This window comes from Methylophilus sp. Leaf408 (assembly GCF_916856905.1).
Classification (GTDB): domain Bacteria; phylum Pseudomonadota; class Gammaproteobacteria; order Burkholderiales; family Methylophilaceae; genus Methylophilus.
In genome coordinates this window covers 863,564-877,865 of record NZ_CAKASK010000001.1, presented here as the reverse complement: position 1 = coordinate 877,865, position 14,302 = coordinate 863,564, and the positions used below count along the sequence as shown (strand labels likewise).

Sequence of the window (14,302 nt, the reverse complement as noted above, 5' to 3'; positions counted from 1 at the left end):
AAAAAGGGCGCAAGTAAAGCAAATTAAAGCAAAGCAAAAAAGCAAAGCTAACCAATGTCAGCACAAAGAAAAGTCGTGTGCTAAATCATTAAAGTAAGCCAAAGCAAATATGGAGATGAATCGCTTTTACCGGCGCTAGGCATAGCCACTAACCGATAAAAGAAGAGGTTGTCATGAAAACAACTTCTAAAGATGATAGCCTCAAAATTTCACGAGTTATCGATGGGTCAGGGCGATGAATTTAAAACAGTCGGGCGTTAATTTCAACCCAGTGCGTTTTAAGTTGAGCGCAGTATAGCCATTTTATTTTAAAAGTCAAATATTTAACGTGATTTATGCTAAAATCGCGCCCTTTCCAAAACAGATGGCAGTTCACATGGCACGCAACCTTAGAAATATCGCAATTATCGCCCACGTTGACCACGGTAAAACCACCATGGTTGATAAGTTACTTCAACAGTCAGGTACTTTTGCCTCACACCAGGCAGTGACTGAACGTGTGATGGATAGTAACGATCTGGAAAAAGAACGTGGCATTACTATTCTGGCAAAAAATACAGCCTTAACTTATGAAGGCACACATATTAATATCGTCGACACACCGGGCCATGCTGACTTTGGTGGTGAGGTAGAGCGTGTATTGGGTATGGTGGATGGCGTTTTATTATTAGTGGATGCTGTTGATGGCCCAATGCCGCAAACACGTTTTGTAACAAAAAAAGCATTGGCGCTGGGATTAAAGCCAATTGTAGTCATCAACAAAGTTGACCGCCCAAGCGCGCGCCCTGACTGGGTGATCAACCATACGTTTGATTTGTTTGCAAACCTGGGTGCTACCGATGAGCAACTGGATTTCCCGGTGGTTTACGCTTCTGCTTTAAACGGCTTTGCAACGCTGGACATGAAGGTACCTTCAGACAATATGCGTGCCTTGTTTGAAACGATTTTAAGCCATGTTGAAGCCCCTAAAGGTGATAGCAATGCGCCATTGCAGTTGCAGATTTCAGCATTGGATTACTCTACATATACTGGTCGCTTGGGCGTTGGCCGTGTGACTAATGGCCGGATCAAACCAGGTCAGGTTGTAGCAGTGATGCGTGAAGATGAACAAGTAGCACAAGGCCGTATTAACCAGGTGCTTGGCTTTAAAGGCCTCGAGCGCGTGCCGGTTGACGAAGCTGAGGCAGGTGACATCGTGATTATTTCAGGTATCGAAGAAATCGGTATCGGCTTCACCATCTGTGACCGTGACAAGCCAGTAGGTTTACCGCATCTTGGCGTAGATGAACCAACACTGACCATGGACTTTATGGTAAACACTTCACCATTGGCAGGTACTGAAGGTAAATTCATTACTTCCCGCCAGATCCGTGACCGTTTAACCAAAGAATTGCTGGTTAACGTGGCTTTGCGTGTTGAAGATACTGAAGACACCGATGTGTTCCGCGTATCTGGTCGTGGCGAGTTGCACCTGACTATTTTGCTGGAAAACATGCGCCGCGAAGGTTTTGAAATTGCAGTGGGTAAACCACGCGTAGTTTTCCGGGAAATCAATGGTGAAAAATGTGAGCCATACGAGATACTTACCGTCGATCTGGAAGACGAGCACCAGGGTGCGGTGATGGAGGAATTGGGTCGTCGCCGTGGTGAAATGAGCAATATGGAGTCTGACGGTAATGGCCGTACACGCCTGGAATACCGCATTCCAGCCCGTGGCCTGATTGGCTTCCAGGGTGAGTTTTTAACACTGACCCGTGGTACCGGTTTGATGGCACACATTTTTGACGAATATGCGCCATTGAAAGCAGATATGCCAGGCCGCCGTAATGGCGTGCTGATCTCTGCTGAACAAGGCGAAGCGGTGGCTTACGCTTTATGGAAACTGCAAGACCGCGGCAAAATGTTCTCCAGCCCAGGCGACAGATTATACGAAGGCATGATTATCGGTATCCATAGCCGTGATAATGACCTGGTGGTTAACCCGATCAAAGGCAAGCAGTTGACCAACGTACGTGCCTCCGGTACTGATGAAGCTGTGCGTTTGGTACCGCCTATCTCTATCAGCCTGGAAAGTGCTGTGGAATTTATTGATGACGACGAGTTGGTCGAAATCACACCTAAAACCATTCGCCTGCGCAAGCGCTTCTTGCTTGAGCATGAGCGTAAACGGTCCTCCAAGTAATACTTTAAATAAAATTGCCGGCTATGCCGGCTTTTTTTATTGCTGGTTCTAGCTGATGAAGTATTTAATAGTCAGCCTTAGTTTTGTCTAGACAGGGGTTCTTTTGCCTGAAGACATGCCTGGCTGAATAAACTGCGATACACTCTTTGTTATTTTTCTGATAATGAGTTGGTATATATTGCATGGATAAATTAAGCAGCTATCGCGTTAACCCTAAAAAATTCTCCCTTAAACAGATTAAAGCGGACGATAAATCCGCCAGGTCAGGCGACAAAGCCGAAGATGCAGCGATATTAATGCAGCTGACTGAAGCCATTAACGAGCGGCAGGATATTCTGCATGCGCAAGGTGAGCATAAGGTGTTACTCATTCTTCAAGGCATGGACACCAGTGGCAAGGATGGCACAGTCAAGCAGGTATTTAGTGCCTGCGACCCGTTAGGCATACGACTGGCCAGTTTCAAAGGGCCTAGTGAGGACGAGCTGGCGCATGACTATTTGTGGCGTGTGCATGCGCAAGTGCCACGTAAAGGCGAGTTGGTGATTTTTAACCGTAGCCACTATGAAGATGTGTTGATCGTCAAAGTGCATGACTGGATTAATGACGCGGAAGCCAAACGTCGCTATCAGCAGATCAATGATTTCGAGCGCATGTTGACCGAAACAGGCACAACCATCATTAAGTGTTTCCTTCATATTTCCAAAGAAGAGCAAAAAGAGCGTTTGCAGGAGCGGCTGGATGATCCGACCAAAGGCTGGAAATTTAATCCCAACGATCTTAATGAGCGGGCGTTATGGGATAAATATATGAAAGCCTATGAGATCGCGCTGCAGGAAACATCTACCGAACATGCACCATGGTATGTCATTCCGGCAGATTCAAAAACCAACCGCAATTTGTTGATATCGCGGATTTTGTTGCAGGCGCTGGAAGATTTGCCCCTGGCTTATCCTGAAAAACCCAAGGAGTGGAATAAGTTAGTGATTGAAGACTGAGGTCGGATTTAATGATTTTACGCTGTCCCAAATCAGCTAATCACGGTTAAATAGCGCCAAATACTAGCTAGCTTAAAAATGAGTTTACGTTTTCGATTAAATCTCTTGGTAACTATGCTCTCATTGGCCTTTTTGGTGGCTGCCGGTGTGGTATTGGTGCGGGATACGCGAGACAGCATACGCGAACGTGTCGAAGCGGCCATGCGTGTAACAGTGCAATTACTGGATACCGTCATTGTCAGCTCTGCCATGAACCCCAGCCTGGGTCCCACCCATTACGTGCTGCAGGACTTTCTTAAGTCTTTGGGCTATGTGCGCAGCAGCCGGATCGAGCTCTACGATTATTCAAATACGCCGCTGTATATTTCCCCTGACTCTACCTTTAAAACCGAAATTGATCCGCCGCAATGGTTTGTGAAGCTGGTTTCACCCAAAGTAGAAACGGTTACACGACGTGTGCGCTATGGCATCCTGATTATCACTTCAAGTGCTGAAGGTTCGATTCGTGAAGCTTGGTCAGGTTTTCTGCAACTGATTGTCATGGGTACCGGTTTTTTTGTGCTGCTAAATTTGCTCGTTTACGGTTTGTTAAGTCATGCTTTGCGCCCGGTACATCATATTTTGCGCGGCATCAACCAGATAGAGCAGGGGGATTTGACCACCAGATTGCCACGCTTTTCACTGCCAGAGTTTGATCGTATAGGCGCCAGCCTGAATCAAATGGCGGTTTCTCTGGATGCCGAGCGGCAATTGGAACAGAACCGTCAACTGACACAACTGATTCAGCAGCATATTGAAGATGAGCGACGCAGTTTAGCCCGTGAACTGCACGATGAATTGGGCCAGTACGTAACGGCAATTAAGACCTTTGCGGTGGCCATTGTAAACAAAACCAAGGATAAAACCCCGGATATCGCTGCCAGCGCGCAAACCATAGTAGCAGCCGCCAATCACATCTACGACGGCATGCACAATATCATCCGCCAGTTGCGCCCTGCGGCGATGGATAACATGGGGCTGATAGAAACTTTGCGCGATATGGTGGCTGGCTACCAGGCGCAGCATGCGGGGTTAAATATCCAGTTACATGTTTCTGGTCGATTCCAGCCTATGGGCGAAAATGTGAATATCAATATTTACCGGATAGTACAAGAAGCGGTTAACAATGCAATTAAGCATGCGCACGCCCAGTCGATCAATGTGCACATCGTTTCCAGTGAAGATGACCTGCTACTGACGATTAATGATGATGGCGTCGGTATGCCGCTAGAAGCCATCGACCAAACCCGCCATTTTGGCCTGCTAGGCATGCGTGAGCGTGTACAAGCCTTGCATGGCCAGTTTAAAATCGTTTCCGAAACAGAAGCCGGTGCTGGAACTGCACTAGAAATCCGATTGCCTATACAATCGGCCTAAAATAAAAGGGAAGACTAAGTATGATTAGCGTGATGCTGGTAGATGACCATGCAGTTGTGAGGATGGGTTTCAAAATGCTGCTTGAATCCGATCAGGATATCAAGGTCATTGCCGAGGCCGAAAGTGGTGAAGCGGCCATTCGTGCCTATGTTGAACATCATCCGCAAGTGGTGGTGATGGACATCACAATGCCCGGTATTGGCGGCATGGAAGCGATTGAGCGTATTCTTGCCAAGGACAATCATGCGCGTATTCTGGTGTTGTCAGCGCATGAGGATTCGGTACATCCCAAACGCGTGCTAAATGCAGGCGCGATGGGCTATGTCACCAAACGCAGTGCGGCGGAAGAGTTGATTAAAGCGATCCGCAGTGTAGCTAATGGTAAAAAGTATATTGAAGCCAGCGTGGCACAACAGATGGCAATTCAGCAATTGTCAGGTGAACAGAACCCGGTCGATGTATTGAGTGAACGTGAGTTTGAGGTGTTTATGTCGCTGGCGCGCGGTAAATCCACTAATGAAATTGCGGAAACATTATTTCTGAGTCCGCGCACGGTGGGGACGCATTTATACAACATCAAGCAGAAACTGAACGCACAGAATTCGGCAGAAATTGCGCTGATTGCCATGCGCTGTGGCCTGCTTGAGCCTTAAGCTGATGGTCTGGGGCTACTGGCGCGGGAGCTGATAACCCCGCTCAGCATAATCAGCAGCATACCGGCATATTCAAGCCAGGATAAATGCTCGCCCCACCAGAACACGCCGATCAAGGTCGCGAATACCACTGTGCTGTAGGCCAGGCTTGCCACAGTCAATGTATGGCCTGTACGGTAAGCCCGTGTTAGTGCGAGCTGGCTGATAGTTGCCGAGATGCCTAACCCAAGTAACAAAGGTAAATCCTGCCAGTGTAAAGTCGTGATCTCGGTATTCAACATCAGAGCACCACTGGCAACACTACACACCAGCGTGAAATAAAACACCGTGCGCCAATCCGGTTCACCACTGACGCCCAATTGTTTGACGTGCACATATGCCAGGGCAGCACCTATTCCGGACAGCAAGCCTACACCAGCAGTTAGCCAAAGGTCAGGTTCCCATCTTGGTTGCAGCAACAATGTCACACCGACAAATCCGCTAATCACACAAAAATTCAACGTGTTTTGCTGCCAGCGTGACAAGGGTTGCTCTGCGTTAAGCAACCACGGTGAAAATAATGCCAGAAACATGGGAGAGGTGTAGTTAAGGGTAATGGCCGTTGCCAGCGGCAAATGCGCGATCGCATAAAAAAACAGCAGCAGGGCAGTAAAGCCAATCAAAGCGCGGCTCATTTGCTTGCGCAGCATAGGACTTTTCAGCGGTTTACCTTGCCAGTAAACCATGCAGGCAATCGTAATAAAGCCAAATATAGACCGGTAAAACACTAACTCTGTACTGCTGAAGCGTTCGGCACCGGTTTTTACAAATGCGCCCATGATGGCAAAGCCTAATCCGGCGACCAGCATCCAGAGGCTGCCTAATTTCCAATGTCTGGGGTGTGAAAAGGTTGGCAAAATGTGAATCTAGCGTACTGCTTGCGCAGGTAGGTGCGGTTCTATTTGCTTGCGATACCAGTGATGAAAATGTTCCAAGCCCGTTTCCATCGGGTGTTGATAAGGACCGCGCTCATCTTTTCCGGTCAGGTAAAGCGCTTTGCGGCCATCGTGCATGCGTTGGCAGATTTCGTTGTCTTCGATTGCAGTTTCGAAATAGGCAGCTTGTTGCGCTTTTATATATTCCCGCTCAAAGAAAGCAATATCTTCCGGATAATAAAATTCAACTACGTTTTTACATGAGTCGACGCCGGTCGGGATGATATGCGACACTACTAGTACATTGGGGTACCACTCGATCATCAGGAAGGGATAAAGTACAAACCAGATCGCACCATATTTCGGATTTTTACCTGACTGGTAATCGGTAACTGCTTGTTGCCAGGCTTTGTAAGTCGGAGACAAACTATAATCCGGCAATGGTTTGTAACCGACGGTTTGTACGCTGTAGTGTTCGCCAAACTCCCAGTTCAGCTCACCGCAATCAACGAATTGATTCAGGCCGGGGTGGAACGGACCTACATGATAATCTTCAAGATAAACTTCAATAAAGGTTTTCCAGTTGAAGTCATAGTGATCAACGACCGCCTGGTCAAAGTAGTAGCCAGTGAAATCAAAGTCCTGCTTGCAGCCTAATTGTTTAAGCGTGTCAGCAATCTGTAATGATTTGCTTTTAGTTGCGGGCTGGGTGGCTTTAAATAACAAACCTTGCCAGTCACTCAGTGGTTGGTTCTCCAGATGCAAACAAGGATTTTTCTCGAAGTGGGGGGCACCAATTAGCTGGCCATTCAAGTCATAAGTCCAGCGATGGAGCGGGCATACGATATGCTGGGTGTTTCCCTGGCCGGACAGCATGACTGCCTGGCGGTGACGGCAGATATTGCTAACCAATTGCTGCTCGCCCTGGTTATTTACCAGCGCCATCGCATTATGCATCCAATCCAGCGTACGGTAATCACCCGCTTTTGGTGTCATGCATGCGTGACCGATGTATTGAGGATGTAGCGAGAACAAGTGTGCTTGCTCTAATGCATAAATTTCCGGATTGAGATACCAGTCAACAGGTAATTGTGCGAAGCGAGTCTTGTTTTGTTCTTTATTTAAAGAGGTGACAGAACCCATATTCCAAACTGAATGAACACTTGCAAAAAACAATAATTGTGCCCGAAAAGGGGCTGGATGAAAAGCCGAGACCGGAGTAATGACTACGGTTATCCGAATTCATTTATTGATATTAATGAATGGCAGCGGTGATCAATGTGCCTGTTTTTAACAACCCGTACATAAGCAGTTATTGTAACAGCCCTTAACTATCTCAATTAAATTCAGTTATAATATTAGAGGTTTCTATGTATAACTATACGTAACGATAATTGCATTTTAGGAGCAAGCGAATGGCAAATTTATTAGATCAGTTGAAAGCAATCACCACTATTGTGGCTGACACAGGTGATGTTGAAGCGATTAAAAGCGTTAAACCGGTAGACGCAACTACCAACCCGTCACTGGTATTGAAAGCGAGTCAGATTCCTGAATACGCACCTCTGATCGAGACAGCAATTGCCTATGCAAAAGCACAAGGTGGTTCAAAGGAACAACAAATTGAAAATGCAGCTGACAAACTGGCTGTGTTGATTGGCGCTGAAATCACTAAAGTGGTTCCAGGCCGTATTTCTACTGAAGTAGATGCACGTTTGTCTTTCAACATTGATGCGATGATTGCCAAAGGCCGCAAACTGATCAAACTGTACGAAGATTCAGGCATTTCCAAAGATCGCGTACTGATCAAACTGGCTTCTACCTGGGAAGGCATCAAAGCCGGTGAGCAACTGGAAAAAGAAGGCATTCAGTGTAACCTGACATTGTTGTTCGGTTTTGGCCAGGCACGTGCTTGTGCTGAAGCTGGCGTATTCCTGATTTCCCCATTCGTTGGCCGTATCCTTGACTGGTACAAAGCGAAAAATCCAGGTACCGAGTACACACAGGAAACTGACCCAGGTGTGGTTTCTGTACGTGCTATCTACCAGTACTACAAAGAACATGGTTACAAAACAGTAGTAATGGGTGCTTCTTTCCGTAATACCGGCGAGCTGATTGCATTGGCCGGTTGTGACCGCCTGACTGTTTCCCCTAACCTGTTGCAAGATCTGGCAGCAACTGAAGGTACATTGGTACAAGTACTGAAAGATGGCGGCAAAACCAAAGAAGCTCCTGCAAAATTGACAGAGGAACAGTTCCGTTTTGAACTGAACCAGGACCCAATGGCGACCGAGAAGCTGGCTGAAGGTATCCGTGGTTTCGTAGCTGACCAGAACAAACTGGAAACAGCATTAGCCGCAAAACTGTAATATCTGTGTGAGAACATAAGAAAACGGGCAGGACCTGCCCGTTTTTGATTTTTACACTCAGGCATAAATTGGCCTGTAACATTGACTTATTTTGGCTGCCGGCTTACTATTAGCGACCAGCTTGAATTGGTAGTACGCTAGAAATAGCATTTAGAAACTTTAAATATTTGGAGAAAAACATGGCATTAACTCAAATGGCATTAGACTCATTGGATTTTGACGCAACTATCGCTTTGGCAGAAAAAGTTGCTCCGCACGTTGACATTCTGGAAATCGGTACACCATGCATCAAGCACAACGGTATCAAATTGCTGGAAACTCTGCGCGCTAAATTCCCAAACAACAAAATCCTGGTTGACTTGAAAACTATGGATGCTGGTGAGTACGAATCTGAGCCATTCTACAAAGCTGGTGCTGACATCTGCGTAGTTTTGGGCGTATCTGACATCGGTACAATCAAAGGCGTAATCAAAGCTGCTAACAAATACGGCAAAAAAGCTCAAGTTGACCTGATCAGCGTTGAAGACAAAGTTGCTACAACTAAAGAAGTTGTTGCTGCTGGTGCTCACATCATCGGTATCCACACTGGTTTGGACCAACAAGCTGCTGGTCAAACTCCTTTCGCTGATTTGGCAGCGATCGCAGGTTTGAACCTGGGTGTTGACATCTCTGTTGCTGGTGGCGTTAAAGCTGCTACAGCTGCTCAAGTACGTGACGCTGGCGCGACTATCATCGTTGCTGGTGCTGCTATCTACGGCGCTGCTGATCCAGCTGCTTCTGCTGCTGAAATCACTGCTATCGCTCACGGTTAATTTTTTAACTATCAATAAGTAATTATTGATCAGCGATTATAAAAACCCGACTCAGCAATGTGTCGGGTTTTTTTATTTGATATTTTGACTACAACAGGACAAAAACATGGATCATCAACAGTTTATTTTGGACAATTTAAAACGTATTTTAGACGTGACTGACAAGTCAAAAGCGGCTGAATTACTCAAATTAGTTGAAGAAGCAGGCTCAACATTTATCGGTGGCGCAGGTCGCTCGCTGTTGGTCTCACGTTTCTTTGCAATGCGTTTGGTGCATTCTGGCTACAGCGTTTTCATGATTGGCGAAGTAGTGACTCCTGCCATCAAAAAAGGCGACCTGCTGATTCTGGTTTCAGGTTCTGGCGGTACTGCAACCCTGTTGCCATTCGTGAAAAAAGCGAAAGAAGTTGGCGCTAAACTAGTGGTTATTTCCATGAAGAAATCTTCTGCCATGGCAGATGTAGCTGACCTGGTTGTTCAAATCGGTCAGGACGACAGCTTCCCATTGGTTAAAGGTATGCCTATGGGCGGTCAATTTGAATTGTCTACCCTGGTATTCCTGGAAGGCGCAATCTCCGAGTTGATTCACGCTAAAGGCCTGACTGAAGAAGGTATGCGCTCATTGCACGCAAACCTGGAATAAAGCTTATTCCCGCAGTAAAAAAACCGGCCTTGGCCGGTTTTTTATTGACCTAACCCTTTAAAGTCTACCGCCGTGATTTTTTTCTGGTGCAAGGCGCTGGCGATCAGTACTCCCTCCGCACCAGTGCTTTCCAGCGCGTAGATATCGTGCATATTTCTCACACCACCTGCCGCATATAACGCTGTATGCGTAGCCTGTTTGATTGCGTTTAGTTTTTCCAGATCCGGGCCCTGATTGGCACCGACTTTTGGCAAGCTCATCACAATAGTCGGTTGCGACCAATATGAGTGATCTTTTTCAAGTATCTCCGGACCATGAAAACCATCCTGGAAGTAATCCAGTGACAGCACGCTGTTTTCTGCCATTTCACGCAGCTTTTCATAAGTGTGAATATCCGATAGAGATTCACTAGCGAGTACCGGCCTGATAGCGTTATTTAGCCAAGGTACAAGGTTTGCAGTGCTTTTAAAGCCGGCATCCACCCACCAATGAATCTGTGGGAATACCTGCATGGCTTCGGCAATGTAGTCTCTATGGTTTGGCAATGTGGTATCACCGGTAATGGCATTTAAATCGGCAATATACACACAGTCAAATGGATAAACTTGTAAAATAGCATTCACGACATCGAGCAGGGCGTGACTGTCTGTCAATTTTGATTGTATGGGACGGTAAGATTGGCGTTGCCCCTGAATGGCTTGTACTACCAGGCCATGCATCAAATCGATGACGGGAATAATATGCAAAATAAATCTCGTTTGAACATCTGGGTTTGTGAGTATGTCAGTGCCGGTGGCCTGGCATCTGAATCAATGCCAGCCAGCCTGCTACAGGAAGGTCTGCTGATGCGCGACTCTCTGCTGGCTGACTTATCTGAGCTGGATGTGAATTGTATCACCAGCCATGATGTCAGGGTGATGCCTCCAGTCAGCGTATCTAGCGTGGCTATACAGCCTGCAGATGATATTTTTGCACTCTGGCGTAAACAATTGACTACCAACGATGTAGATGCCTGCTGGGTAATCGCGCCAGAGACGGATGGCATCCTTGAACGCATGTATCAGTTGGTGCAAGAGGCAGGAAAATGCTGGATTGGGTGTAGCGCAGATGCCATCCGGAAAACAACTTCCAAATCGTTAATGACCGACATTTGCGATCAGTCAGGGATTTCAGTTATTCCTGGTCGCTACTTAAAAGAGTCAATACCATTACAATCCCTGACCTGGTATGAAAATACCATGGCTGGCTGGGTAATTAAACCCGATGATGGGGCTGGTTGCGAACATACTTTTCACTTTAACAATGATTCAGAAGTCACTGAATTTAATAACAAAATAAAAAATAATTCTTCATTACCTTATGATAAATTACTTTTACAACCTTATATCGCAGGTCAAGCTTTAAGCATGTCTGTTTTATCAACCAAGGACCAGGTAAAAGTAATTGCAGGTCATCAGCAAAGGATCACTATTAACCAGGGAAAATTCAGCTTTGAGGGTGCGGGTGTGAATCAGGCAGCGCAGTATTTACCTTTGATGCAAGCGCTGGCTGAACGCATTAAAAAAGCTATTCCGGGATTGATTGGTTATTGGGGTGCGGACATGATATTGACTGATAACAATGCGTTAACCTTGGTTGAGATTAATCCTCGATTGACAACTCCCTATATTGAACTCTCCAAGTTAGTTACTGAGAATCCAGCCAAATGCATACTGGATGCGGTTTTACATAACAGGCTGTCAGAGTGTGTAGCGCAATCGTCGGTTTCGCTGGAACTTCCGTCTGTTGAAGTGGAGTTTGATACAGAGTCCAAGGCTGTGTCGAATGAAAGTTTTACTGTATGAGTAATGTGGTTATTGGTTGGGATATAGGCGGCGCGCATGTGAAAGCGGTGATGCTGGATGCGCAAGGGCGCGTCTTGCGGGTATCTCAGCAGGCGTGTGCTTTATGGAAAGGTCTGGACCGGCTCGAAGATTCATTGCAAAAAGTGCTGGATTTATGGTCTTTGGAACCAAATCAATCCATGCATGTGGTGACCATGACTGGCGAACTGGTGGATTTATTTGAGAACCGTGCGCAAGGCGTACGCGCTATTGCAGACACTGTGAAAAAATACTTGCCCCAAGCCATGTTCTATATGGCTTCACAAGCTGATAAATCTGCGTTTGTTGCTTTAGTTGATGGCAAGGAATCTGGTATCGCCTCTATGAACTGGCATGCTTCAGCGCAATGCCTCGCAGAAACATATGCAGATTTAAGTATGCTGATTGTAGATATCGGTAGTACCACCTGCGATATTACGGTTTGCAATGCACAGCAGGTGCTGACTAATGGCTGGACAGACGCCGAACGCATGGCCAGCCAGGGTTTGCTCTACACTGGTGTGGTCCGTACCCCTTTGATGGCATTAGGACCTTATATCGAGTGGCAGCAACAGGTGCGTCATATTGCCGCCGAGTATTTTGCTACCACTGCCGATGTTTACCGCGTGCTGCAAGAATTACCTTCTAAGCATGATCTGGCGGATACAGCAGATGGTCAGGATCGCTCTTTGGATGCTAGCACGCGGCGCCTGGCACGCATGGTAGGTCATGACCTGGAAGATGGCGATACAATCCATTGGCGCTCGCTGGCGCAAGCATTCAGGGATAAACAATTGAACATACTGGTCAATGCGATTCAATCTTGTACAAAAAAGTCAGCCATGCAACCGCAAACCTTAACAGGGCTAGGAGCAGGCAGTTTCTTGTTGCCTGAGATTGCGCATCGCTTAGGCATGATTTACAAACCGGCATCGGCATCAATATTGGCTGATGATCCTCAATTAAAGAACGACGCAGAAGTGTGTTTTCCGGCGTATGCCGTTGCGAGGTTATGGCAGGCATGGCATTGATTCAGCTGGAATTACCTTATCACGAAGGTGCTTATTGGCTGACACAGGTCAGACATTTGCTGTGGCCCATGTTGCTGGAAAGTGGGCGTGTTGATGCCGTTGAAAAGCAGTTTTCAGTCGATGAAGAGATCAGCCTCGGCGCCAGATTTGATATCGTGGTTGCTGAACCGGTTGCCAAAATTATTCATCGTCGCCCGTTCACAGAGGTGCATGTTAAACATGCACTACAACAGTATGAAGAAGATCCCTTTGCAGTCATCAAGCGTTTCTTGGCACCACACAAGGTTGACCGGGTGACCGATGTACCTTTTGCCGGTGGCGCGCTAGGTTATTTTTCTTATGACCTGGGGCGCAGCATCGAACCTATGCCTGAACTGGCCGCACACGATATGCCATTGCCTGAGTTGCTGGTCGGCATATATGACTGGGCGATTGTAGTGGATCATCATAAACGCTGTTGCCAGCTGGTTTCACATGCTCGCTATAACACGCCTGACTCACTCCATGCATTGCAGCTTAGCCTATTGCAGCCAAAAGAACAGCCTGATAAAAAGGCATTCAGCGTAGTGGCCGACATTGCGCATAATATGGACAAGCCTGCTTATGCAAAAGCTTTCCGGAAAGTAAAAGACTATATTCTGGCGGGAGATTGCTACCAGATTAACCTGGCACAACGGCTAGCTGTCAAAGTGCAAGGCGATGCGTGGCAAGCGTATGACCAGTTCCGCCAATTGAGCAAAGCACCGTTTATGGCTTATTTGCAGGTGGATGACGGGCAGGGGATGCCGTTTGAAGTGCTTTCCATGTCGCCGGAGCGTTTTTTGCAAGTGACTGATAATAAAGTGGAAACACGCCCGATTAAAGGCACGCGGCCCCGGCATGCAGATGCAGCAATGGATAAGCAGGAAGCGGAGTCGCTGGCTGGCAGTATCAAGGACAGAGCCGAGAACCTGATGATTGTCGATTTATTGCGCAATGATATCGGCAAGGTATGCGAAATTGGCTCGGTCAAGGTGGATGCTCTGTTTCGCTTGCAGCGTTTTACCAATGTGCATCATCTAGTCAGCATTGTGCGCGGTGTGCTTGCCAGTGGCTATCATGCAATGGATTTGCTACGCGGCTGTTTCCCTGGTGGTTCCATTACCGGCGCCCCCAAATTGCGGGCGATGGAAATTATAGAAGAGCTGGAACCGCACCGGCGCGGCATTTATTGTGGCAGCATCGGTTATGTTGGATTTGATGGTAGTATGGACACCAATATATCAATACGCACAGCGGTTATCTGCAACCAGACCATGACGTTTTATGCCGGTGGTGGGGTCGTTGCTGACTCTGATTGCGATAAGGAATACCAGGAAACACTGGATAAAGCTTCGCAGTTTCTTAAACTGGTGGCGCAATTTAAAACGCATTCTTAATTTTTTC

Annotated in this window: 13 protein-coding genes; 10 read left to right on the top strand and 3 right to left on the bottom strand. The window is 46.9% G+C overall.

The genetic code is table 11. The annotated features are described in order from the left end of the window. The first annotated feature begins 376 nt into the window (after positions 1 to 376). The 4 genes from typA (at position 377) to LPA26_RS03870 (ending at position 5,246) form a co-directional block, all read left to right on the top strand. Entirely contained in the window at positions 377 to 2,182 is a 1,806-nt protein-coding gene (gene typA, locus LPA26_RS03885) for a translational GTPase TypA (RefSeq protein ID WP_055825142.1), read from the top strand. A gap of 182 nt (positions 2,183 to 2,364) precedes the next feature. Continuing rightward, positions 2,365 to 3,177 (top strand): polyphosphate kinase 2 family protein, encoded by an 813-nt coding sequence (locus LPA26_RS03880; protein WP_055825139.1) that lies wholly within the window; start codon positions 2,365 to 2,367, stop codon positions 3,175 to 3,177. 114 nt (positions 3,178 to 3,291) lie between these two features. Beyond that, a complete protein-coding gene (locus tag LPA26_RS03875; protein ID WP_055825136.1) occupies positions 3,292 to 4,593 on the top strand; it encodes an ATP-binding protein in 1,302 nt (433 codons plus the stop codon). 32 nt (positions 4,594 to 4,625) lie between these two features. Next, positions 4,626 to 5,246: a response regulator transcription factor gene (locus LPA26_RS03870; RefSeq protein WP_055827174.1), complete on the top strand. Its 621-nt coding sequence runs from the start codon at positions 4,626 to 4,628 to the stop codon at positions 5,244 to 5,246. Here the strand turns inward: LPA26_RS03870 and LPA26_RS03865 are convergent. Both LPA26_RS03865 and LPA26_RS03860 read right to left on the bottom strand, forming a co-directional pair. Then, the gene (locus LPA26_RS03865; RefSeq protein ID WP_255658932.1) at positions 5,243 to 6,142 is read right to left on the bottom strand and encodes a DMT family transporter; all 900 of its coding nucleotides are present in this window, start codon (positions 6,140 to 6,142) and stop codon (positions 5,243 to 5,245) included. The two genes, LPA26_RS03870 and LPA26_RS03865, sit on opposite strands and share 4 nt — an antisense overlap. Before the next feature lie 9 nt (positions 6,143 to 6,151). After that, positions 6,152 to 7,303: an aromatic ring-hydroxylating dioxygenase subunit alpha gene (locus LPA26_RS03860; RefSeq protein WP_229007405.1), complete on the bottom strand. Its 1,152-nt coding sequence runs from the start codon at positions 7,301 to 7,303 to the stop codon at positions 6,152 to 6,154. Between the two features lie 272 nt (positions 7,304 to 7,575). Between LPA26_RS03860 and tal the strand changes: the two genes are divergently transcribed. From tal to hxlB, 3 genes are all read left to right on the top strand, one after another. Beyond that, a complete protein-coding gene (gene tal, locus LPA26_RS03855; RefSeq protein ID WP_055825127.1) occupies positions 7,576 to 8,529 on the top strand; it encodes a transaldolase in 954 nt (317 codons plus the stop codon). A 179-nt stretch (positions 8,530 to 8,708) separates the two neighbouring features. Next, a complete protein-coding gene (gene hxlA, locus LPA26_RS03850) occupies positions 8,709 to 9,341 on the top strand; it encodes a 3-hexulose-6-phosphate synthase (protein WP_055825124.1) in 633 nt (210 codons plus the stop codon). A gap of 106 nt (positions 9,342 to 9,447) precedes the next feature. Continuing rightward, on the top strand, positions 9,448 to 9,984 hold the full coding sequence (hxlB, locus tag LPA26_RS03845; protein WP_229007404.1) for a 6-phospho-3-hexuloisomerase: 537 nt from the start codon (positions 9,448 to 9,450) through the stop codon (positions 9,982 to 9,984). A 41-nt stretch (positions 9,985 to 10,025) separates the two neighbouring features. On the opposite strand, the gene LPA26_RS03840 is transcribed toward hxlB, so the two are convergent. Then, the gene (locus LPA26_RS03840) at positions 10,026 to 10,730 is read right to left on the bottom strand and encodes a HisA/HisF-related TIM barrel protein (RefSeq protein ID WP_229007403.1); all 705 of its coding nucleotides are present in this window, start codon (positions 10,728 to 10,730) and stop codon (positions 10,026 to 10,028) included. On the opposite strand from LPA26_RS03840, the gene LPA26_RS03835 reads away from it, so the two are divergent. Genes LPA26_RS03835 through pabB form a run of 3 tightly spaced genes read left to right on the top strand, consistent with a single transcriptional unit; the run spans position 10,725 to position 14,295 of the window. Further along, complete coding sequence (locus tag LPA26_RS03835) at positions 10,725 to 11,828, top strand: ATP-grasp domain-containing protein (protein WP_229007402.1); 1,104 nt, start codon at positions 10,725 to 10,727, stop codon at positions 11,826 to 11,828. The genes LPA26_RS03840 and LPA26_RS03835 overlap by 6 nt on opposite strands. After that, positions 11,825 to 12,877, top strand: coding sequence for a hydantoinase/oxoprolinase family protein (locus tag LPA26_RS03830; protein WP_229007401.1), 1,053 nt, complete (start codon positions 11,825 to 11,827; stop codon positions 12,875 to 12,877). The genes LPA26_RS03835 and LPA26_RS03830 overlap by 4 nt, the downstream gene beginning before the upstream one ends. Further along, complete coding sequence (gene pabB / locus LPA26_RS03825; RefSeq protein ID WP_229007400.1) at positions 12,868 to 14,295, top strand: aminodeoxychorismate synthase component I; 1,428 nt, start codon at positions 12,868 to 12,870, stop codon at positions 14,293 to 14,295. Before LPA26_RS03830 ends, pabB begins: the two co-directional genes overlap by 10 nt. Positions 14,296 to 14,302 lie beyond the last annotated feature (7 nt).

What these genes read in the sequence shown, in the direction of transcription:
- typA (WP_055825142.1), top strand. Translation starts at nt 377, where the DNA reads ATGGCACGCAACCTTAGAAATATCGCAATTATCGCCCACGTTGACCAC.
- LPA26_RS03880 (WP_055825139.1), top strand. Translation starts at nt 2,365, where the DNA reads ATGGATAAATTAAGCAGCTATCGCGTTAACCCTAAAAAATTCTCCCTT.
- LPA26_RS03875 (WP_055825136.1), top strand. Translation starts at nt 3,292, where the DNA reads ATGCTCTCATTGGCCTTTTTGGTGGCTGCCGGTGTGGTATTGGTGCGG.
- LPA26_RS03870 (WP_055827174.1), top strand. Translation starts at nt 4,626, where the DNA reads ATGCTGGTAGATGACCATGCAGTTGTGAGGATGGGTTTCAAAATGCTG.
- LPA26_RS03860 (WP_229007405.1), bottom strand. Translation starts at nt 7,303, where the DNA reads ATGGGTTCTGTCACCTCTTTAAATAAAGAACAAAACAAGACTCGCTTC.
- tal (WP_055825127.1), top strand. Translation starts at nt 7,576, where the DNA reads ATGGCAAATTTATTAGATCAGTTGAAAGCAATCACCACTATTGTGGCT.
- hxlA (WP_055825124.1), top strand. Translation starts at nt 8,709, where the DNA reads ATGGCATTAACTCAAATGGCATTAGACTCATTGGATTTTGACGCAACT.
- hxlB (WP_229007404.1), top strand. Translation starts at nt 9,448, where the DNA reads ATGGATCATCAACAGTTTATTTTGGACAATTTAAAACGTATTTTAGAC.
- LPA26_RS03835 (WP_229007402.1), top strand. Translation starts at nt 10,725, where the DNA reads ATGCAAAATAAATCTCGTTTGAACATCTGGGTTTGTGAGTATGTCAGT.
- LPA26_RS03830 (WP_229007401.1), top strand. Translation starts at nt 11,825, where the DNA reads ATGAGTAATGTGGTTATTGGTTGGGATATAGGCGGCGCGCATGTGAAA.
- pabB (WP_229007400.1), top strand. Translation starts at nt 12,868, where the DNA reads ATGGCATTGATTCAGCTGGAATTACCTTATCACGAAGGTGCTTATTGG.